This is a genomic window from Succinivibrio faecicola, assembly GCF_019448115.1.
Taxonomy (GTDB): domain Bacteria; phylum Pseudomonadota; class Gammaproteobacteria; order Enterobacterales; family Succinivibrionaceae; genus Succinivibrio; species Succinivibrio faecicola.
This window is the reverse complement of sequence record NZ_JAGFNY010000007.1, coordinates 53,177-75,164: the sequence shown is the minus strand read 5'-3', so window position 1 is coordinate 75,164 and position 21,988 is coordinate 53,177. Positions and strand designations below refer to the sequence as shown.

Annotated in this window: 23 protein-coding genes; 12 read left to right on the top strand and 11 right to left on the bottom strand. The window is 36.6% G+C overall.

The features are described 5' to 3' along the window. Positions 1–98: 98 nt before the first annotated feature. Complete coding sequence (gene pckA / locus J5V48_RS03555) at positions 99–1,706, top strand: phosphoenolpyruvate carboxykinase (ATP) (protein ID WP_219937184.1); 1,608 nt, start codon at positions 99–101, stop codon at positions 1,704–1,706. A gap of 67 nt (positions 1,707–1,773) precedes the next feature. Then, on the top strand, positions 1,774–2,388 hold the full coding sequence (greB, locus tag J5V48_RS03550; RefSeq protein WP_219937183.1) for a transcription elongation factor GreB: 615 nt from the start codon (positions 1,774–1,776) through the stop codon (positions 2,386–2,388). Here the strand turns inward: greB and J5V48_RS03545 are convergent, their stop codons facing one another. The 4 genes from J5V48_RS03545 to pdxJ form a co-directional block, all read right to left on the bottom strand. Beyond that, positions 2,389–2,934, bottom strand: a complete 546-nt coding sequence (locus J5V48_RS03545; RefSeq protein WP_219937182.1) for a hypothetical protein — start codon at positions 2,932–2,934, stop codon at positions 2,389–2,391. Between the two features lie 90 nt (positions 2,935–3,024). Then, a complete protein-coding gene (locus J5V48_RS03540; RefSeq protein ID WP_219937181.1) occupies positions 3,025–3,825 on the bottom strand; it encodes an alpha/beta fold hydrolase in 801 nt (266 codons plus the stop codon). 22 nt (positions 3,826–3,847) lie between these two features. Continuing rightward, positions 3,848–4,498, bottom strand: a complete 651-nt coding sequence (gene ribB, locus J5V48_RS03535) for a 3,4-dihydroxy-2-butanone-4-phosphate synthase (RefSeq protein WP_219937180.1) — start codon at positions 4,496–4,498, stop codon at positions 3,848–3,850. 15 nt (positions 4,499–4,513) lie between these two features. Beyond that, complete coding sequence (pdxJ, locus tag J5V48_RS03530) at positions 4,514–5,251, bottom strand: pyridoxine 5'-phosphate synthase (RefSeq protein WP_219937179.1); 738 nt, start codon at positions 5,249–5,251, stop codon at positions 4,514–4,516. Between the two features lie 154 nt (positions 5,252–5,405). Between pdxJ and J5V48_RS03525 the strand changes: the two genes are divergently transcribed. Further along, positions 5,406–6,956 (top strand): carboxylesterase/lipase family protein, encoded by a 1,551-nt coding sequence (locus J5V48_RS03525; RefSeq protein ID WP_219937178.1) that lies wholly within the window; start codon positions 5,406–5,408, stop codon positions 6,954–6,956. Positions 6,957–6,990: 34 nt separating this feature from the next. On the opposite strand, the gene J5V48_RS03520 is transcribed toward J5V48_RS03525, so the two are convergent. From J5V48_RS03520 to hslR, 3 genes are read right to left on the bottom strand one after another with little or no spacing between them, the layout of a single operon-like run. Further along, complete coding sequence (locus J5V48_RS03520; RefSeq protein ID WP_219937177.1) at positions 6,991–8,160, bottom strand: MFS transporter; 1,170 nt, start codon at positions 8,158–8,160, stop codon at positions 6,991–6,993. Then, positions 8,161–9,033, bottom strand: a complete 873-nt coding sequence (gene hslO / locus J5V48_RS03515; RefSeq protein WP_219937176.1) for an Hsp33 family molecular chaperone HslO — start codon at positions 9,031–9,033, stop codon at positions 8,161–8,163. It abuts the gene before it with no gap. Position 9,034: 1 nt separating this feature from the next. Further along, positions 9,035–9,439, bottom strand: a complete 405-nt coding sequence (gene hslR / locus J5V48_RS03510; RefSeq protein WP_219937175.1) for a ribosome-associated heat shock protein Hsp15 — start codon at positions 9,437–9,439, stop codon at positions 9,035–9,037. A 75-nt stretch (positions 9,440–9,514) separates the two neighbouring features. Here hslR and nudE point away from each other — a divergent pair, with 75 nt between their 5' ends. From nudE to J5V48_RS03485, 5 genes are all read left to right on the top strand, one after another. Next, entirely contained in the window at positions 9,515–10,081 is a 567-nt protein-coding gene (gene nudE, locus J5V48_RS03505; RefSeq protein ID WP_219937174.1) for an ADP compounds hydrolase NudE, read from the top strand. A gap of 120 nt (positions 10,082–10,201) precedes the next feature. Then, positions 10,202–11,110 (top strand): ornithine carbamoyltransferase, encoded by a 909-nt coding sequence (locus J5V48_RS03500; protein WP_219937187.1) that lies wholly within the window; start codon positions 10,202–10,204, stop codon positions 11,108–11,110. Positions 11,111–11,127: 17 nt separating this feature from the next. Next, positions 11,128–12,357, top strand: coding sequence for an argininosuccinate synthase (locus tag J5V48_RS03495; protein ID WP_219937173.1), 1,230 nt, complete (start codon positions 11,128–11,130; stop codon positions 12,355–12,357). A gap of 287 nt (positions 12,358–12,644) precedes the next feature. Continuing rightward, positions 12,645–14,024 carry an argininosuccinate lyase gene (argH, locus tag J5V48_RS03490; protein ID WP_219937172.1) on the top strand — a complete coding sequence of 460 codons (1,380 nt, stop codon included), beginning with the start codon at positions 12,645–12,647 and terminating at the stop codon, positions 14,022–14,024. Between the two features lie 172 nt (positions 14,025–14,196). Next, entirely contained in the window at positions 14,197–14,523 is a 327-nt protein-coding gene (locus tag J5V48_RS03485) for a P-II family nitrogen regulator (RefSeq protein ID WP_219937171.1), read from the top strand. 8 nt (positions 14,524–14,531) lie between these two features. Here J5V48_RS03485 and dut read toward each other — a convergent pair whose 3' ends face one another. Both dut and coaBC read right to left on the bottom strand, forming a co-directional pair. Then, complete coding sequence (gene dut, locus J5V48_RS03480; protein ID WP_219937170.1) at positions 14,532–14,987, bottom strand: dUTP diphosphatase; 456 nt, start codon at positions 14,985–14,987, stop codon at positions 14,532–14,534. Position 14,988: 1 nt separating this feature from the next. Continuing rightward, positions 14,989–16,302 (bottom strand): bifunctional phosphopantothenoylcysteine decarboxylase/phosphopantothenate--cysteine ligase CoaBC, encoded by a 1,314-nt coding sequence (coaBC, locus tag J5V48_RS03475; protein ID WP_219937169.1) that lies wholly within the window; start codon positions 16,300–16,302, stop codon positions 14,989–14,991. A gap of 367 nt (positions 16,303–16,669) precedes the next feature. Here coaBC and rpmB point away from each other — a divergent pair, with 367 nt between their 5' ends. The 4 genes from rpmB (at position 16,670) to J5V48_RS03455 (ending at position 19,642) form a co-directional block, all read left to right on the top strand. Beyond that, a complete protein-coding gene (gene rpmB, locus J5V48_RS03470) occupies positions 16,670–16,906 on the top strand; it encodes a 50S ribosomal protein L28 (RefSeq protein ID WP_219937168.1) in 237 nt (78 codons plus the stop codon). Between the two features lie 11 nt (positions 16,907–16,917). Further along, on the top strand, positions 16,918–17,088 hold the full coding sequence (rpmG, locus tag J5V48_RS03465; RefSeq protein WP_021889297.1) for a 50S ribosomal protein L33: 171 nt from the start codon (positions 16,918–16,920) through the stop codon (positions 17,086–17,088). A gap of 263 nt (positions 17,089–17,351) precedes the next feature. Next, positions 17,352–18,419, top strand: coding sequence for an OmpA family protein (locus tag J5V48_RS03460; RefSeq protein WP_219937167.1), 1,068 nt, complete (start codon positions 17,352–17,354; stop codon positions 18,417–18,419). 152 nt (positions 18,420–18,571) lie between these two features. Then, positions 18,572–19,642, top strand: a complete 1,071-nt coding sequence (locus J5V48_RS03455) for an OmpA family protein (RefSeq protein ID WP_219937165.1) — start codon at positions 18,572–18,574, stop codon at positions 19,640–19,642. 158 nt (positions 19,643–19,800) lie between these two features. On the opposite strand, the gene J5V48_RS03450 is transcribed toward J5V48_RS03455, so the two are convergent. Together J5V48_RS03450 and J5V48_RS03445 are read right to left on the bottom strand one after the other, a co-directional pair. Continuing rightward, the gene (locus J5V48_RS03450; RefSeq protein ID WP_219937162.1) at positions 19,801–20,964 is read right to left on the bottom strand and encodes a CobW family GTP-binding protein; all 1,164 of its coding nucleotides are present in this window, start codon (positions 20,962–20,964) and stop codon (positions 19,801–19,803) included. Between the two features lie 9 nt (positions 20,965–20,973). After that, on the bottom strand, positions 20,974–21,936 hold the full coding sequence (locus J5V48_RS03445) for an alpha/beta fold hydrolase (protein ID WP_219937160.1): 963 nt from the start codon (positions 21,934–21,936) through the stop codon (positions 20,974–20,976). Positions 21,937–21,988: the final 52 nt, after the last annotated feature.

The following is a 21,988-nucleotide window of genomic DNA, read 5'->3' as shown; positions in this document are numbered from 1 at the left end:
ATGAGCTAAAAAAAGTGCATATATTTTCGTTTTACTGTAAAATCATTTTTGTAACTATAGAAACCTGAGTCTCACTCAGATAACACGTGGAGAAGAAAATGAGCTTATTCGAAGAGCTTGATTTAGCTAAATATGGTATCAGTGGTGCTACTGAAATCGTTCACAACCCTTCATACGAAGTTTTATTCGCAGAAGAGACCAAGGCTGGTTTAACTGGTTTTGACGTTGGTCAGAATACTGAGATGAACGCTGTTAACGTAATGACTGGTGTTTATACTGGTCGTTCACCAAAAGATAAGTTCATCGTTAAGGATGCAACCTCTGAGAACACCTTCTGGTGGACTACAGATGAGTTCAAGAATGACAACAAGCCTTTATCAACTGAGTCATGGAATGTTTTAAAGGCATTAGCTGGTAAAGAATTATCAAACAAGAAGTTATACGTTGTTGATGGATTCTGTGGTGCAAACGAGGGTACTCGTTTAGCAGTTCGTTTCGTAGTTGAGGTTGCTTGGCAGGCTCACTTCGTAACCAACATGTTCATCAAGCCAACAGCTGAAGAGTTAAAGAACTTCAAGCCTGATTTCGTTGTATTAAACGCTTCAAAGGCTAAAGTTGAGAACTACAAAGAGTTAGGTTTAAATTCAGAGACTGCTGTTGTATTCAACTTAACTGAGCGTATGCAGGTTATCTTAAACACCTGGTATGGCGGTGAGATGAAGAAGGGTATGTTCTCAATGATGAACTACTACTTACCATTAAAGGGCATCGCTGCAATGCACTGCTCAGCTAACACCGACATGAACCACGAAAATACAGCTATTTTCTTCGGTTTATCAGGTACTGGTAAGACCACTCTTTCAACAGATCCAAAGCGTCTTCTAATCGGTGACGACGAGCACGGTTGGGATGATGATGGTGTGTTCAACTTCGAAGGCGGTTGCTATGCTAAGGTAATCAACCTTTCAAAGGAAAACGAGCCAGATATTTGGGCAGCTATCAAGCGTAACGCATTATTAGAGAACGTAACTGTTGATGCTAATGGTAAGATTGACTTTGCTGATAAGTCAGTAACCGAGAATACTCGTGTTTCATACCCAATCAACCACATCACCAACATCGTAAAGCCAATTTCTAAGGGCCCAGCTGCTAAGCGCGTAATCTTCTTATCAGCTGACGCATTCGGTGTTTTACCTCCTGTATCAATCCTAGATAAGGGTCAGACTCAGTACTACTTCTTATCAGGCTTCACAGCTAAGTTAGCTGGTACAGAGCGTGGTATTACCGAGCCTACTCCAACCTTCTCATCATGCTTCGGTGCAGCATTCTTATCATTACCTCCAACCAAGTATGCTGAAGTATTAGTTCAGAGAATGGAAAAGTCAGGTGCTAAGGCTTACTTAGTAAACACTGGCTGGAATGGTACCGGCAAGCGTATCTCTATTAAGGATACTCGTGGTATTATCGATGCAATCTTAGACGGTTCAATCGATAAGGCTGAGACCAAGGTAATTCCTCACTTCTCATTCGTAGTTCCTACATCATTACCAGGTGTTGATCCAAAGATCTTAGATCCACGTGATACATACGCTAATGCACAGGATTGGGAAGTTAAGGCTAAGGACTTAGCAGAGCGCTTCATCAAGAACTTCAAGAAGTTCGAGTCATTAGGCGGCGACTTAGTTAAGTCAGGTCCTCAGTTATAATTAGAACTTTCTAATTGTCTAAAAAAACCCGGAGTGATCCGGGTTTTTAAGTTTAAGGAGTCTAATAATGGGTAAACCATTTATTACTCGAGAAGGGTATGATCAGATACACAAAGAGTTAGATTATCTTTGGGAAGTAAAAAGACCGGAGATAACAGCTAGAGTTAGCTGGGCAGCCTCTTTAGGAGATCGATCGGAAAACGCTGATTATCACTATAATAAACGCCTTTTAGGTCAGATTGACAGAAGAATCAGATACTTAAGACATTGTTTGAACGATCTTCAGGTAATCGAATACAACAGACAGCAGGAAGGCAGAGTATATTTTGGTGCCTATGTTGAGATTCAGTCTGATGATGACGACAGTATTTTACAAATAAGAATAGTTGGTTCTGATGAAACCTTTGGAAGATCAAATTGTGTATCTGTTGATGCACCAATGGCAAGGGCACTGCTAGGAAAGAGTGTCGACGATGAAGCTATTGTTACCACTCCAAAAGGTAAAAGAACCTGGTTTGTAAACAAGATAAGTTATGTTAAACCTGATTGGTTTACAGAGCAGCCAATTGTTGAAAATTCTCTTGCAACTGATGAAGATGAAGAAATCGTTGTAGAAGAAATGACAGAAGAAGAGAAAAAGAGAATTGAACAGGAATATTTAAAAACTCTTGTTCACAATTAGTTAACTCTCAATATCGAGCATTGTACCGATATTATTTGATGGAATAGAGCTATTGTAGGTCTTTGCAATAGCTTTTCCTGAAAAGCCCTGTCCTTTCTTTCTCTTCTTTTCAAACTCGTCGGAGTAGTTTGCTCCGTTATTAGCTCCAAAAGAACCACCTAAAGCAGCCTTCATCTGACCTATTCCATCAACAGGTGACTGTAAGGACTGTCCTGATGTACTAGTAGTCGAAGATGCTCCTTTAGCAGAACTGCCTTCTTTTGTTTCCTTAGAGCCAACAGATTCTTTCTTATCAGCTTTATTCTCTTTATTTACTGATTTATCATTATGAGTTTTGATAATTGTTTCTGCTTGAATAAATAAAGAGCTCTGAGCAGTATTTGTCTGTGATTGACCTTGAGCAACTGCATTATTTGGATTAGAGTTTGCACTTTGGTTTAATTGTGGAATGGTTTCTTTTGCAAGCGCATCTCTACGAGCTTCCTGCGCAGCATGCGGGAAACTTGTATTGACTACATTTGAAATGGCAGAACTTGCAACGTCCATTTTATAAAACCTATAGATACAATTATGGGTTACATACTATATCGGCAATCTTTTATAAAAAATTTAGAAAAATAAATCCTTTAAATTCAATTAATTAGAATTTTTTAAGAAAAGATTGATAACTTTTTTAAAGTTTTCTGGTTCTGATAGGAAAGGCATATGCGCTGAATCTTGAAGAACAGAGCATACATGATAAGGAGGTTGTATCAGATGTTTTGCAAGATCTGGAAGGACAAGTCTATCCTTAGCTCCAAATATGTGAAGACAAGGAATTTTGATGGCGTTAAATGCTTCTCTGTGGTCTGCATAAGCCATTTTATGTAAACCTGCTACTAGTACATCCTTATCAATATCTCCCATAGCATCAAAAGACTCTATCATAAACTGCTTGTTTTCTTTAGATAGAATGCTACTTTGAGATTGCATCATAAAGAAAAGCTTTATAGATCTAGTGTTTTTACCCTCGTCAAAAAGTTTTAAACACTTGAGTACATATTTATAGTCAAAGCCTGGCCAGTTAGGATCGGCAGGGAATCTTGGTGAACCGCAGACTGATATGTACTTGTCAATTTTGCCGTTTGTATCCATAGCGCAGGCTCTGCAGCACGCTAAAGTGCTAAGAGACCATGACATCAGAATAGAGTTCTTTGGAAGGGTATTTAGAATGAGATTTGCAGTTTGTCTTGTTGAATCGGCAAAAAGCTTTAAATGAGATGATTTGCCATATCCTGGCATATCGATAAGTAAAACTCGATACTCATCTTTAAACAGCTCTGCTATGGGCTTTAGAAAATTTGCATCTGTAGCCCATCCTGGAAGGACAGCCAGCACCTTTGCATTAGGATCACCATATTCTGAATATCCTAAAGTGAAATTATCAGTTGCATTCATTGTACTGGCCGCTTATAAGCTATTAAACGTTCTTTGCTTTTCTGTATTCAATTAAATCTTCAACAGAAAGAACAGTTAAATCATGCTCTAGTGCAAAGTGAGTTACCCTAGGTAATTTAGCCATCTGGCCATCAGGAGCACAAAGCTCGCATAAGATACCTGCAGGAGCAAGACCAGCAAGACGAGCTAAATCGACAGATGCTTCAGTGTGACCATCACGCTCTAAAACACCACCATTCTTAGCAACAAGAGGGAACATGTGACCAGGTCTTGCAAGATCTTCTGGCTTACCATTAGGGTTGATTACAGCTTTAATAGCCTTAACTCTATCAGATGCTGAAACACCTGTTGTTACGCCTTCAGCAGCATCAACAGAAACGGTAAATGCAGTTCCATAGGTTGAAGTATTCTTTTCAACCATCATGTTAAGGCCCATACGCTTTGCCTGCTCTTCTTTGATACAAACGCAAACAATACCAGAACACTCTCTGATCATAAAAGCCATCTGAGCATCTGTTACAGTCTGTGCAGCGTAGATAAGATCACCTTCATTTTCACGGTTTGCATTATCAACAACAAGGATACCTCTGCCACATCTTAAAGCTTCAAGACCAGCTTCTACACGGTCAATTGCAGTTTCACCAAATGTTTTTAGTAAATTAGAAAAATTCATGATTGCCTCTTTAGGTTAAGAATTGTGTCTAGCCTGTACCATGATATCTTTCATGGTTTTTACAGCTTCATTAAGACCAGTGAATATGGCTCTTGCAATAATGCTATGGCCGATATTCAGCTCATTCATCTGAGGAATTGCTGCAATAGCCGCTACATTGTTGTAATTTAAGCCGTGACCTGAGTTTACACCAAGCCCAACACTGTCAGCATATGCTGACATTTCGGTTAAAACTTTTAATTCATGATTTAATTCTTTTTCATTTGTAGCATTTGCATAGCGACCTGTATGAAACTCAATATAAGGAGCTCCTGCTTTTACAGCTGCATCAATCTGTTCTTTTACAGGATCAATAAATAAAGAACAAACAGTGCCTACATTATCTAGCTTTTCAATAGCTTTGGAAATCTTTGCAAAATTACCTACAACGTCAAGACCGCCCTCAGTTGTAACTTCCTCACGACGCTCTGGTACCATACAAACTTTTTGTGGTGCTAATGCGACAGCAATTGCAAGAATATCATCAGCAACAGCCATTTCAAGGTTTAAAGATGTTTTCACAGTTTCTCGGATGATTCGAACATCTCTGTCTGTGATATGTCTTCTGTCTTCTCTTAAATGAGTTGTAATACTATCTGCTCCAGCTAGTTCTGCAATTGCCGCAGCTGTTACAGGATCAGGATAATTTGTACCACGTGCATTTCTTACTGTTGCAACATGATCAATGTTTACGCCTAAATAAATTGGTTTCATTTTTATAGTCCAAAAATAAATAAACTTTGTAATTATAGCGTGAACTAGTTCATGTTTTTTTTTTAAGTGCAAAAAAAAATCAATATATATGGATAAATGTTTTCTATCTTTAAATGTAATGGTTAATAAAACATGATTTCATATAGGAAAAACTATGAGACGGATAATTCTATCTTTAATTTTTGTACTTTCCTTTTCTTCTTTTGCAGCACCTACTGTTGATTCAATGCTAGGAAAAATTACTGGAATAGAAAATGACAGAGCATATATATACAAAGGTATTCCATATGCAAAAGCAACAACAGGAGATTTAAGATTTGCTCCACCTGTAAAGGCTGATAGTTTTGTGGGTGAATTCAAAGCAGATAAATTCTGCAAGATCCCATTTCAGTCTCCATTTATGAATTATCCAAAACTTAATGGTGAAGGCGTTGATTCTTTATGCCTTAACGTTTATACACCAAAAGGAGCAAAGGTTAATGATAAATATCCTGTATATATGTGGATTTATGGAGGGGCCTTTGTAGGAGGAGCATCAAGTCTTCCTCTGTATGATGGTTCTGAATTTGCAAAAGATGGAATAGTGTTTGTTAGCATAAATTACCGTCTAGGTGCTGAAGGATTCTATTCATCGAAATCGACAAAACAACTGTATGGAACAACAGGAAACTGGGGGCTTCTAGATATGATTCTTGCTTTAAACTGGATCAAAGACAATATTAAATATTTTGGAGGTGATCCTGATAATGTAACAATAGGAGGAGAGTCAGCAGGAGCTTTTTCTGTATCTGCTCTTGTTTTATCACCATTAACAAAAGGACTTTTTAAAAGAGCTGTAATGGAAAGTGGAACCATACTGTCATATCCTTTTGTTAGCATGAATCAGAATGATAACCAGCTGATTGCATATGGTCATTCAGAAAAGCTTAATAGTAAATTTGATATCAAAGATTCGATGGCCGGTCTTGCAGATTTACGCAATATTCCTCCTGAGATATTGAGTAACTACTGTCCACTTGATTTGGGATTTGATAATAAGGATGGTTCATATCTGATACCTAATTTTGATGGTTATGTGATTCCTTATGAGCCATATGAATCATTGAAAAATGGAGAATTCAATAATGTTGATATACTGCTTGGCTATAACACAAATGAAGGAACAATGTTTGTGCCTCCTTCAGTAACAGACAAGCAGCTTGATTCTGTTATTACATATCATCATAAGAAAAATGGTTCAAATAGAATCAATAAACTTTATTCACGTGAAATTTATCAGAATCCATACGACAGAAGCTGTGAATATATAGGAGATATTGCATTCAATTTAGGCATGAAGATCTTTGCTGACAATATCAGTAAAACGAATAAGGTATATATGTACCATTTTGATTATGCTCCTGAATATATGATGCGTACTCCATATAAAGTAGGTCATGCAAGTGAAATAGCCTATGTATTCAATAATCTTCAAAAGAATGCAACAAAAACTCAAAGACAAGTTGCTGATGTTTTTCACAGGAGAGTTGTAAACTTTATAAAAACAGGAAATCCTAATACTGATGGAAATACAGAAGAAAAAATAATATGGAACACATATGAAGAGAATAATTCTTCTGTATTCAGAATTTCAGATAGACAACATATGGAAGCCTTTAAGCTAAAGGACAGATTAGAAATTCTTGAATCAGAACTGTTCAAATAGAATTATCAAAGGCTACTCTTGGTAGCCTTTTTCTTCATTGTATGTTTTTGTTTCTTATTAGAATGATTAGCAGTGTTGCTAATAACATAGCAGGGAAGGTGAAATATGTTAGGGCAAGCTGAAGTCCAATATAATCACCAAGCCAGCCTATAAAAACTGATAAAACATATCCTATTCCAAAAGTGAATCCGAGCATAATTGAGGTTGCAAATGAATCAGAATTTGGCAACATTCTTTGTGCCCAAACTATAGCAGGTGGTGTTGCTCCATACATACCAAAACCAGCTATGAATATACTTACATAAGACAATAAAGAATCATCGGCTCTTAAAAGAAAGACAATCATAGAAAGAATTGTCAAAGAATATGAGCCAAGGATTAAAGTAGGTATCTTTACTCTCTTAGAAAACTGACCAATAATAAAACCACCAATTGCAGTACCTAAAAGTAATGTCATAAGAATAGCCGATGCTGTAACGGGTTTCATTCCTTTAGAACTGTATAAAAGAGGTAGATAGATTACCAGTGAGCAGTAGCATATTGCTCTTAATCCAATAGACATTGTTAATGATACGAATGGAATATTGGTAATTATCTGCTTTAATGAAAGGGTATTTGCTTTTGATTGAATAATTGGTCTTGTATATAGTTTCTGTCTGAATAAAAGAATGGTTACCAAAATTGGAACTATAGCAAGAAATATCAGTTTTTCAGGAGCAAAATAGTTAAGGTAGATTGCTGTCAGAAATGGAGCAACAGCAAATCCTACATTTCCTCCGACAATAAAGATGGATGTTGAATAAACTTCTTTTCCTTTTGGGCTTACATAAGGTACAAATCCACCTGCAACGGGATGGAAAAATGACGACAAGATCCCTGATATGAATACTATCATTACAAGCATCAATTCACTGTTACAAATACCTACTGCACAAGCAAGTAAGCTACCAAGCATAACTGATAGTGGTAAAAAGATACCAAGATCCTTTCTATCTGCAATAAGACCTATAGGAGCTTGCAGAAAAGATGCTGAAATTTGGAAAACCATATAAAGCAGACCGCATTGGGAATACGAAAATCCAAATTTAAGTGCAAGAATAGGAAGCATTACAGGAAGCAGATTTAAATAAAAATCGCTTGTAAAGTGAGCAATGCTTAAAGACCAGACTTTTGCCATGGAAGTCTGGTTTGTAGATAGTGTCATTTATTGATTCTTCTGATGAACTAGATTTAACAATTCTTCTTTTGTAAATGTATATGTCTTGTTGCAATGCTGGCATGTCATGGATGTTCCCTCATTGCAATTTGCCATATCTAGTAATTCTGAAGATGGAATTTCAGATAAAGCGTTCAGGCATCTTTCCTTTGAGCAGATACACTTATATAAAACCTCATTTTGTCCGAATACTTTTACTTCCTCATGAGCAAATAATCTTGCAAGGTTCTGTTCTAATGGAAGATTGAAAAGCTCATCTTCTGTTATAGTGTCAGCAAGAACTGATAGATCTTCTAAAGATTCAATGTTTTTATCAATTTCAGGAATAATCTGAAGAAGAATACCACCAGACTGAAAATCTTTTAGATCAGTTCTGATGAAGAATCTGGTTGGTAACTGCTGAGAATCTCTAAAGTAATCCTCTAAAGTTGCACTGATTGATTCAGGATTTATTGCAACAATACCCTGCCATTTAGGGCCGTCTTTTGGAAAAACAGAAAGAACAAGAACACTTTTGCTTCCACATAAATCAAGAAGAGTATCAGAGTCAGTTACAGTTGCATTCTCATTGAGTGCTGCAGAACCGTAAAAAGACAGATCCTGTCTAATATTGATAAGGGCATATTTAAGTTTTGTTTCAGTAGTTCCTCTAATCTGAACCATGATTTCAGATCCGTCTTTTAATGTTGATGCAACAAGAACAGAAGAAACGGCAAGTTCCATAAGAACTTTTTTTACTGCTAATGGATAGTTGTCATGGAGAAGATCTTCAAATGGTTTCTTTAATTTTACAATTTCGCCTCTGACACCATGATTGTCGAAGATGAATCTTTCCATTGAATTATGTTCAAAGCTCTGCATTTTAATTGTTTCCATATTTTATGTTTAAAAGTGCTCTTCTTTCTTTTTTGTTTGGTTTCTCTTCAGGATGAGGAGCTAATAGGGCATTAATTTTAATCTGTTCTAACTGTTTTTCCCTATTTTTGACACTGTCTTCTGTTTCTTTATAAAGTGTTGCAGCTACGGTTGCAGGTCCACGAACGTCAGAAATCTTCAGTATTTCTACTTCCTTTCTGACATTACCCTGAAGAACTTTAACAATTGCACCTATTTCAACAGTTCTAGATGGTTTAGCCTTGACTCCGTTATAGTCAACCTTTCCACCATCTATCATTTGTCTTGCAAGTGATCTTGTTTTATAGAATCTTGCAGCCCAAAGCCATTTATCCAAACGGACGTCTTTTGATGATGAATTATTATCAGTCATGCTGTAATTTTTACATGAATTAAATAAAAACGTTATACAATGCGATAATTATAGCAAAATTTAGAGATTCAATTTATGGATTTAAGTGCACTATCAAGGCAGCTGCCAGAGATACTTTCTAGAAAAAAACAGAAAGTATCAAGAATATTTACTGTTGAAGAATTAGATCTAAAGTTTTCAAATAGCACCCGTATGACCTACGAGAGAATTGCCGGAGGGAATGGCGCTGTTATGGCAATTCCTTTTGATGGCAGTTTCTTTTATCTTACCTCTGAATATGCATGTGGCTTTGAAAGATATGAATTAGGTTTTGTTAAAGGCAAAATAGATGATGGCGAAGATCCAGTTAATGCATGCATTCGAGAAATGAAAGAAGAGATTGGATTCGGTGCTAAAAATATTATTCCTTTAAAAAAGGAAATGACCTTAGCTCCAGGAATGCTTATGCTCAGGATGCATACTTTTTTGTGCACAGATCTATATGAATCAAGACTTGATGGAGATGAACCCGAGCCTATATCTATCATTAAAGTAAGTATAAAAGAAGCAAAAGATCTTATTTTTGATTACGATTCTCCACTAACAGAATCTCGTGCTATAGCATCATTGACACTTGCTTTGCATAAATTAAATGCGATTTAGTGTAAATTTGCCCTTTTTTGTGGCAAAATACTTTTTTAAATTATATTTTTTTTATTTTGGTACAATGTCAACTCCGAAAAGAGAGTTTTTTGTTTGTTCCGCCGCATTAGGAGCTTTATGATGCGTCATTTATTAACAGGCTTTGAATTCAGCCAAGATGAATATTTAGATATTTTAGAAACCGCCTCTGCAATGAAGAAGGATCCTGCAAAATTCAGACAGGAACTAGCAGGTCGGTCTGGCGCTATCATGTTCGAAAAGCCTTCATTAAGAACAAGAACAACCTTTGAACTTGCTTTCTATCGTTTAGGTGGTCATGGTGTATATCTTGATCTCCAGAATGGCGAGTTAGGTAAGAGAGAGACAATCGCTGATTACTCAAGAAACTTATGTCGTTGGGTAGACTGTCTTGTTGGCAGAGTATTTTCTCAGCGTACCCTTGAAGAGTTAGCTCAGTATGGTTCAGTGCCAGTTATTAATGCCTTATCTGATTTATATCATCCAGCTCAGGCAATGGCTGACTATATGACTATTCAGGAACATCTAGGTAAGATTAAAGGTGTAAAGGTTGCATACGTTGGTGACGGTAACAATGTTACCAATTCTCTGTTTGTAGCTGGTGCTATTTTAGGTGCTAATGTTACAAGTTTTAACCCAGAGAACTGCACTCCAGATGCAGTTGTTTTCTCTAAGGCTTCAGAAATTGCAAGAAAGAATGGTTGCACAATTGCTGTTGAAAACGATATCAGCAAGTTAAAAGATTTTGATGTGGTTTACACTGATACTTGGGTATCAATGGGTGACAATACACCACTTGATGCTGTAAGAAAGAAGTTTAATCCATATCAGGTAAATAAGGATCTGGTTGATCAGTCCGGTGCTCAGATTGTTATGCACTGTCTGCCAGCTCACCGTGGTTATGAAATCACTGATGAGGTAATGGATGGTAACAAGTCTGTTGTATTTGATGAGGCTGAAAACCGTTTACATATTCACATGGCAGTACTTGCCAAACTAATTAATGCTTAATTTTGAGGAATAAAGCAATGTTAAAACAGGAAAACAAACACTACAAGAAAGTAGTTTTGGCTTATTCTGGCGGTCTAGACACTTCAACCATCGTGCCTTGGCTTAAAGAGAATTATGGTGATTGTGAAGTAGTATGCTTTGTAGCTGACGTTGGTCAGGAGCGTGATGACCTAGAAGGTATCGAGCAGAAGGCTATTGCTTCAGGTGCTAGCAAGTGCATTGTAAAAGATTTACGTGATGATTTCGTAAAAGACTATGTTTTCGAAATGATGAAGACTGGTGCTTTATACGAAGGTGAGTATTTATTAGGTACTGCTATTGCTCGTCCTATCATTGCAAAGGCAATGGTTGAGTGTGCTTTAGAAGAAGGCGCAGATGCTATTGCTCACGGTGCTACCGGTAAGGGTAACGATCAGGTTCGTTTTGAATCTGCAGTTGCAGCTTTAGCTCCTGAGTTAGATGTTATCGCTCCATGGCGTATTTGGGATATGCAGTCTCGTGAAGAGTTATTAGCTTACTGTGAGGCTCACAATGTTCCATGTAAGGCTACTTTAAAGAAGATTTATAGCCGTGATGCTAACTGCTTACACATCTCAACAGAGGGTGGTGAGTTAGAGAATACCTGGAATGCACCTTCAGAGAACGTATGGGTATGGACTACCGATCCAGAGAAGGCTCCAAATACTCCAGAGACATTTGAGTTAACCATTAAGAACGGTTTAGTAACCGAGATTAACGGTAAGGAAATGACTCCATTTGATATCATCACTCAGTTAAATGAGATCGGTGCTCGTCACGGTGTAGGTCGTATCGATATTACTGAGAACCGTTTAGTTGGTATGAAGTCTCGTGGTTGCTATGAGACCCCAGGTGGTACCATTATTTATAAGGCAATTCGTGCTATTGAGCAGTTAGTTTTAGATAAGGCAACTCGCGTATTCCGTGAGCACTTAGCTGTAGAATTTGCTCAGTTAGTATATGATGGCCGCTGGTTCACTCGTTTACGCGAGATCTTATTAGCTGCTGCTGATAACATTGCTAAGGATGTTAACGGTAAGGTTGTTATTAAGTTATACAAGGGCAACATCGATGTAATCCAGAAGGATTCACCTAATAGCTTATTCAACTTTGATTTCGTAACATTCGGTGCTGATGACGTATATAGCCAGGCTGATGCTGATGGCTTCATCCGCTTATACTCATTACCAAGCAGAATCCGTGCTATCAACTCAAAGAATCAGAAATAATCTGAACTAATCCGTATTTAAATTAAAGCCCCTAACTTTTAGTTAAGGGCTTTCTTTTTAGTAGACTATCTTACTATCCTGCATCTGAAGAAGAATTTATAAATTGATTATCTGTTAAAGCTTGGTACTCCTAAGCGTTAATTTGCCTGTATCTGAAATTCTGTCTTTCGTATTTAATCTTTGAAAAAATCTTTCTTAAAAGTCCTTAATAATGCATTTTTTTATTCAAAATTTCTTATTTCGTGCTATCCTTTTGCAATCTAATTATTTTTGTTTTGGAGTAATTTATGGCTTTATGGGGCGGAAGGTTCACTCAAGGACCAGATCAGAGATTTAAGGATTACAACGATTCATTAAAGTTTGATTATCGTATGGCCTTAGAGGATATAGAAGGTTCTATCGCATGGGCTGATGCAATTTTTAAAGCAGGTGTTTTAACAGAACAGGAAAACACTGATTTGAAAAAAGCTTTGAATGAATTATTAGCAGAAGTTGAAAAGGATATTGATTCAATAGCTACTGCAGGCGATGAAGATATTCATTCATATGTTGAGCGCCGTCTGATTGAAAAAGTAGGTAATTTAGGTAAAAAATTACATACAGGTAGAAGCCGTAATGATCAGGTTGCTTTAGATTTAAAACTCTGGTGCAGAAAAGCAGTTTCTGACGCTTTAAAGTCAATTACAAAGTTACAAAAAGAGCTTGTTAAAGTTGCATCTGAGAATCAGGGTAAGATTTTCCCTGGTTACACTCATCTTCAGAGAGCGCAGCCTGTTACCTTTGCTCACTGGGTATTAGCATACAACCAGATGTTTGAGCGCGATTATCAGCGTCTGTTAAATGCCAAAGCTTTAATGGGTACATGTCCACTAGGTTCAGCTGCTCTAGCTGGTACAGCTTATGATGTAGATCGTGAAGCTTTAGCTCATGATTTAGGTTTTGATAGAGCAACTTCTAATTCATTAGATGCAGTTTCAGATCGTGACCATGTAATGGAACTATTATCTGTAGCTTCAATTTCAATGGTTCATCTTTCAAGACTAGCTGAAGATTTAATCATCTATAACAGTGGAGAAGCTAAGTTCGTAGAGCTATCTGACAAAGTTACATCAGGCTCATCTTTAATGCCTCAGAAAAAGAATCCAGATGCTTTAGAGCTTATCCGTGGTAAGTGTGGTCGTGTTGTTGGTGCTCTTACAGGTATGCTAGTAACTGTAAAGGCTCTTCCTTTAGCATACGATAAGGATTTACAGGAAGATAAAGAAAGACTGTTTGATGCAATGGATACCTGGATTGACAGTCTTGATATGACTACTCTTGTATTTGAAGGCATTAAACTGAATGAACAGAATGCAATCGATGCTGCTAAGGGTGGTTACTCAAATGCAACAGAACTTGCAGATTATCTAGTAGGTAAGGGCATTCCTTTCCGTGAGGCTCATTCTATTGTTGGTAGAATTGTTCTATATGCTATTTCAAAGCAGAAAGCATTAGAAGATATGGATGTTTCTGAGTACAAAGAGTTTTCTGATGTAATCTCTGATGATGTATATCCTGTTCTTCAGTTAGAGAATATTCTAGCAAAACGTAACATCAAAGGTGGTGTAGCACCTGCTCAGACCAAAATTGAGCTTGAAATTCTAACCAAGCAGTTATCTGAGAGATAATCATATTTACCGCCCTTTTATAGGGCGGTACTATCCTTTTTTAGAGCAAAATTCCCAATTCTTATATTATTATGCCCGTCTTTAGTGCATTTTCTAGTTTTAACCTTATATAACCTTAATATGTAGGTAAGACCTCTGGAAATATAAAATATAACAAACAGGAGGAATACCTATGTTAGCAATTACAGCTTTTTTAAGACCAGAAAAAGTCATGGATGTTCAAGATGCATTACATGCTAAAGGATTTTATGCCTTATCAAAGGTAACTGTTTCAGGTAGAGGTAAAGAGCAGGGAATAAAAGTAGGGGAAGTTCTTTACCAGGAAATGACAAAATGTATGCTTTATATTGTTGTATCTGAAGATGAAAAGGACCTTGTTGTCCGGACTATCATGCAATCTGGTATGACAGGAGATAAAGGAAATCCAGGTGATGGCAAGATCTTTGTATCTCCAGTCTATGAATCATATACAATCAGTACACAGTCTTTAGATATATAACATCAAAATTATATTCCTGTAGAGCCAAAACCTCCTTCACCTCTGCAGGAAACATCATCAAAGCTGTCTGTAATTTCAAATTTTGGATGTAGTACTGGAACAAATAGCATTTGTGCAACCCTATCACCAACGCAGATTTTAAAAGGCTCATTTGAATGATTCCACAAAGGCATCATTAATGGGCCTTGGTAGTCTGCGTCAATAACTCCAGTAAGATTGCTAAGAACAATTCCATGTTTATATCCAAGACCAGATCTAGGTACAATCAAAGCTGTTACGTTAGGATCTGCAATATACATGGAAAAGCCAGTTTTAACCATTCTGACCTCACCTGGATTCAAGATAAAATCGCTATCCTCCATAGCTCTCAAATCCATTCCTGCTGACATATCAGTCTGATAGTTTGGTAAAGGAAAATCTTTTCCTAATCTGTTATCAAGTATTTTAATTTTTATATTCAGCATATTACTTTTTCGCTGCGTTGAAGATAAGTTCAAGTAGTGATGTAGCAACGACCTGTTTATTTTGCTTTTCTATGTGAGCAACCAATCCGTCTTTATCGTAGACAGACACTTCGTTATCGTCGCTGTTAAAGCCGATACTTTTGTTTGAAACATCGTTGAGAATAACCATGTCCAAGCCTTTCTTTACAATCTTCTTTTTTGCATTTTCTTCAAGATTATCTGTTTCTGCTGCAAATCCAACTGTAAATGGTCTATTAGCCTCTCTATTGCCGACAGTTGCAATAATATCAGGGTTTTGAACAAGCTTCAGAGTAAGACCTTCTTCTCCATCTTTTTTCTTAATCTTGTTTTTGTTTATGCTCTCAACTCTAAAATCACCGACTGCGGCACATCCTATGAAAATATCAGCTTCATTTACATATGATTCAACAGCATTGAGCATTTCTACAGCTGAGCGAACAGAAATTCTTTTTACTCCCAGAGGAACATTTAGGTTAACAGGACCTGATATCAGTGTTACGTTAGCTCCCATTAGCTGAGCCATATGAGCAAGGGCATATCCCATCTTTCCAGAGCTGTGATTTGTTATATAACGAACAGGATCAATTTCTTCAATTGTTGGGCCTGCCGTTATAAGGACATTGAAACCTGCACCAAAGGATTTTGGAAGAAGTTTAGTTTGGGTAAGCTCTAGTATCTGCTGCGGTGCAGGAAGCTTTTCTTGATGATTCTCGATTCCAATCTTTGTATGAGGAAGTTTTTCAAGATCCTGAGAGAAGATTGCAAGAATATCTTCATATATTTCCTCAGGCTCCTTCATTCTTCCATCGCCGGAGGTTCCGCAAGCAAGATCACCACTGTCTGGAGATAGTATATACATACCTCTTAAAGCTAGTAACTGCAGGTTCTCCTGAGTAGCTACGTTATGGTACATATTTGTATTCATAGCAGGGGCAATAACTTTTTTACAGTTAGCTGCAAGCATTACTGCACAAAGCATATTATCAGCAAAGCCATGAGCAAATTTTGCAATAGAATTAGCTGTAGCAGGAGCTACAACAATCATGTCTGCATCGTTTGATAGTGCTATATGAGATATGTCTTTAGAGTCTTCAAAAATATTAACGCTTACGCTGTGGCCTGATAATGCTTCGAAAGTTTCTTTTCCAACAAGCTTAGTTGCACTTTCAGTCATTACCACATAGACCTGGGCGCCACCCTTTACAAGAAGACGGCATAAAGTGCATGCTTTATATGCTGCGATGCCTCCGGTTACACCTAAAACGATCTTTCGATTTTTAAGCTGTGTATCCATTTTTATCTCCTTTATTGTTAAATTTTTAGTTTTTTTTATTTTCTAAGATTAATTAATGGTGACTACTCTTTGATTATACAAGGGATTATCTAAAATTTATCTGAGTAATTTTTTCAACGTTGATCTGTGACATAATAATGGTATATAATTCACAGTTACCACGAACAACTGTAGCATTAATCACATTAATTGCTACGTAGTCGAAGTCATGTATCGTAAAAAGTTGCCTCAAAAATTAAATTTTTTGGGGATATAGTCTTCTTTTGTGTTAGAATACGTGCACTTTGTTTAACCAATTTTTTATCTCTCATAGATTTATCTATGTATTGAGATGTGTTTTTTTATTTTTTTTGGAGTGTGAGCTAACATGTCCAGAGTTTGCCAAGTTACGGGCAAGCGCCCAGCAGTGGGTAACCTACGTTCCCACGCAAAGAATGCGGCTAAGCGTCGTTTTCTACCAAACTTAAAGTTTCACCGTTTTTGGGTTGAGAGCGAAGGTCGTTTTGTAAGACTACGTGTAACCACCAAAGCAATGCGTATTATTGATAAGAATGGCATCGAAGCTGTTCTTGCAGATATGCGTGCTAAAGGCGTTAGAGTTTAAAGGAGACTAAAATGGCTAAGAAAGGCGGTCGTGAAAAGATTCGTTTAAATTCAACTGCAGGTACTGGTCACTTTTACACCACTGACAAGAACCGTCGTACAACTCCAGGTAAGATGGAGATGATGAAGTACGATCCAGTTGTTCGTCAGCACGTACTTTACAAGGAAGGCAAGATTAAATAATCTTGTTATGAACTTTTGCAAAAGTTTATATAAAGCCCTGAAAATTCAGGGCTTTTTTTTGTATCTGCACAATTCCGATTTTTTAGTTCTTAAAATAGTTTTCATCTTTTCGATTTTTGTTGAAAACTAGTGAAAGAAATTATCATATATACGCACAAATATTGTAATCTTCCTGATTTGATTAGTGATAAAATTTCAACATTCCTAAAATTAGGGATAATAATTTAATAATACTTGAATATTTTATTCTTGAAGGTATAAAAATGAAAAAGTCCGCTTTAGCATTAGTATTATCTGCAGCTTGCTCTTTATCTGCAAATGCTGCTGTTGAGGGTACATGGTCTGTTGGTGCAGCAGGTGGTTGGACCCACTATTTTGAACAAAATTTCAATACTACTTATAATGTAACAGATGACTCATTCGACAAGTTAAATATTTCTGATAGCAATGGTTATGGATTTAAGTTAAACGGTGAATACAATTTCACTGATTATTTAGGCTTAGGTTTAGCTTGGGACCATATGAGAGGCGGTAAGATTGAGTTGTCTTCAACATATTCAGATGGAACTTCCGAAAAATATGGTTCAGAAAAGTTTAAGGCAAATGTTGCAGAGCTTTATGCAAGATTAGCTATGCCTTTAGATAACAACGGTTCTGATATTTTCTTCAAAGTTGGTCCTGCTGTTTCATGGTTTAAAGTTGCTGGCGATACAGACCGTAAGTTAGGCGCTGTTGCAGGTATCGGTGGTCAGTGGGCTGTAAATGAAGCACTTGCAATCCGTGCAGGTTACGACTTCTTCTTTAAAACTACTAAATCTGATGACTCATCTGATAAGATTAATACCGGTCTTTTATACGTAGGTCTTCAGTATACCTTCGGTGCACCAAAAGCTGAGGCTCCTGTACCTCAGGCTCCTGTTGCAAAGAAAACTATTCGTGTAACAGAGAATCACTCATTAGCTGCTGGTTTATTATTCCCATTTGATGGTTCAAATCTATCAGTTGAAGGAAAGAAAGCAATCAATGATGTTGTTGAATCATCAAAGGCTTTACAGAATACTGAATTTGAAGTTTATGGTTATACAGATCGTTTAGGCTCTGATGCATACAATAACAAGTTATCACAGCGCCGTGCTGATTCTGTAACAAATGAGTTACAGAACAAAGGTGTTACTGTAAAGGTTTCAGAAGGTAGAGGTAAGTCTTCTCCTGTTACTGGTAACAAGTGTGATGGTGTAAAGGGCCGTAACAATGTTATCAACTGTTTAGCTGCAGATCGTCGTGTAGAGATCGTTATCACTGGCGATACCACAAAAGAAGAGCAGTTATAATATAATCATTTAATAAGCTGATCTATAAGGCTATAGCAAAAAAAATTGTTATAGCCTTTTTCTTTTTAATTCTTCTTATAAATCCGTCTAATACTTAACTAAGCAAATACGACTAAACTTTTTATCGTTTAATCATATTTATAGGAACTATTATGAAAAGATCTTTACTTGCTTTAGCAGTAGCTTTAGGTGTTTCACTAACTGCAAATTCAGCTGTTGAAGGTACTTACTCTGTAGGTGCTGCAGCTGGTTGGAATTACGCTTTTGATCATAATTTTGGTTATAAAGCTTACACATTTTCAAATGGCGTAAACGCTAAATATAAAGAAAAATTATCAGATAGACACGGATATGGTTTCAAGCTAAACGGCGAGTATAATTTTACAGATTGGTTCGCTTTAGGTGCTGGATATGATTACTTAAATGGTAATAAGTACAAAATTGATGGCCAATTATCTAACGGTACAACTTTATCTACAGGCGATACAAAATTACATTCAAATATTATTGAGTTATATGGCAGAATTGCAATGCCATTAGATAACAATGGTTCAGATATTTTCTTCAAGGTGGGCCCTACCTACAATATGACAACACTAGCTACAGGTCATAGTCGTGAATGGGGCGCTGTAGCTGGTATTGGTGCTCAGTGGGCAGTTAACAACCAGTTAGCTTTAAGAGCAGGTTACGATTATTTATATAAAGCAGCTAAGACTACAACTGGTGAAAGAATCGATAACGGTCTTTTATATGTAGGCGTTCAGTATACATTTGGTAAGAAAGAAGAGCCTGTAGTTGCTCCAAAACCAGCTCCAAAGAAGACTGTTCGTATCACAGAGAACCACTCTTTAGCAGCAGGCTTATTATTCCCATTTGATGGTTCAAATCTTTCAGCAGAAGGTAAGAAAGCAATCAATGATGTTGTTTCTTCATCTGACAAATTTGATAATACAGAATTTGAAGTATATGGCTATACAGATCGTTTAGGCTCTGATGCATACAACAACAAGTTATCACAGCGCCGTGCTGATGCAGTATCAAATGAGCTTCAGGCAAAGGGTGTTAAGGTAAATGTATCAGAAGGTAAGGGTAAGAGCTCACCTGTAACAGGAAATAAGTGTGATGGCGTAAAGGGCCGTACAAACTTAATTAACTGTTTAGCACCAGATCGTCGTGTTGAAATCGTTGTAACTGGTGATACAACAAGAGAAGAAATTCAGTAATAAAGTCCTTTGAATTAATCCCGCTTTAGCGGGATTATTTTTAAATTTTGTAGTCTAGTTACAATCAGAATATAAAGAATTCTTTGAAAATTCAGAGAATTCTTATATTTTGTTCTGTTCGAAGAACAGATGCATAATTTTATGCAAAATATGCTTATTTAGTAAGAGTTTCCGTAAGGATTATCTAGATCATCTGCTCTCTCAATATTGTCTATCATACTCTGATAATAAGCTTTTGATGCTGATTCAGGATCTGACATGACCTCATTGAACATATGTTTTATCTGCTCAAGAACGCTTTTTCTGCAGATAAAAACTAGCTTGGATTTCTTTTGTCCCTGTGGCCATGAGTGAAGTTCTGATAATGGATATAGGTTTCCTACTACACCATGAACAACTACAGGTTTATCCTGATCTTTAAGATCTAAAATGCCTTTGAGTCTTAATAGAGAATCACCATACTGTGTTGTGACAGCAGATAATGCTGCTAATAGAGCTAAAGGCTCAAGAGGAGTCTCAAATTCCAAAGCAAAGGAATCTATATCAGAATGAGCAATAATCTTCTGTTTTGCGACACCTACATTTCCAGAAACTGTTGCTGGTCTGAAAGAAGATGCAAATCCATTTGATGTTGTGTTTATAGAAATCCAGGAGCTAACCTTCTTATCATATGCAGCATCGTGATCCTTATAAGGTCCTACTTCAAACAGAATGTTAGGAGATAAATTACCTTTTACAGCAGGATAGATTTTTACAGAGGGATTAATTTTTTGTGCAGCTTCATAGATAGAATCAAGTTCGTCTGAATCTATCATATCTGTTTTGCTTACGATAATAATATCTGCAAGTGCAATCTGCTTTACTGCTTCGTATTGTTTCTTTAATTGATCCCTAATATTAGCTCCGTCAAGAACAGTAATAGTTCCGTCATGGTAGTAATGATCAAGTAAATAATCATCACCATTTAAAGTACTAATAACACCAGCAGGATCAGCAAGACCTGTTGTTTCGATGATAACTCGTTTGAATTTAGGAATTTCTCCTCGTTCGGCCTTTATTAGATTTGTTACAAGGCTATCAACTAATGCTCCTTGCAGTGAGCAGCATATACAACCAGATTGAAGTAAAACAACAGAAGAATCCACTGATTCAACCAGTTCATGATCAAGGCCTACATCGCCAAATTCATTAATCAGAACTAGAGTATCTTTGAATTCTTTTGAATTTACCCAGTGATTCAGTAATGTTGTTTTGCCACTTCCAAGAAATCCGGTAATGATATTTACGGGGATTTTTTCCTCAACAATTGAACTATCTGTCATGTTTATAACCTAATCGAATAGAAACTCTAAAGCTTTTGCTAATGCATCTATTCTATATTCATCACTTTCGTTTATCAAATCATGAAAACAATTATCAATAATTTCAAAACGAGGCGGACATTTGTCATTTTTATGTTTTAAGAAAAACTCTTTTGCCTTGGGTGTGGAAACAACCTTGTCTTTGCCTGCACTCTGACAATATATGTCAATATCGAATTCAAAGTCAGAGTTTATAAGCTCTAACTGTTTTTTCATTGCTTCCTTTACAAAATGGTATGTCGGTCCACCTATAGCAATTTCTCTATGCTCAGCAAAATAATCATGATAATTCTCAAAACGAGCTTTTGAATGGGCGTGGTGATTACCTACAAATTCCAGTCTCTTGTATTCTTTTCCATGAGGTGTATACATTGTTCTTACAAAAGGTAGTGTTCCTGCAAGAAAAACAAATGATTTGAGTATGTAATCAGGTAAATTGAAGTATGGCCATATATATGGGGCAATTAAAGCTGCTTTTGAAGGTCTTCTCTTCATGTTCTTGATGATATCAAGAGAAATCAATCCTCCTAAGGAGAATGCAAGCAGTTTGTAGTTGTCTATATTAAGTTTTTCAAGCACAAAGCAGATATCTTTTGCTAAATCCTCAAATCTTTCTATATGACATTTGTTTTTATCTTTTAATATTCTTGATGATGCAGCCTGTCCTCTGGCAAAAATGACAATAGCCTCGATTTTCAGATTATAAAGGGTATAGAAAAATTCATAGAATTTATGAGCTATTTCGCCTCTACCTGGGATTATCACTAAAGAATTAACAGGATCTTTAACTTTAAGTCTGGTAGCAGTAAGAGTGAGGTTCTCGTTATTGATAAAGCTTAGATCTTCTGTATTATCAATATAGAACTGCTCAAGTTTATCTTTATCTTTGATAAGAGTTTTTTCATCAATGAATTCTTTGGCGTACTTATTCATGATTGCCACCTATTATTTTGATTTGCATATAGAAAATATAGAAAAACAAAGG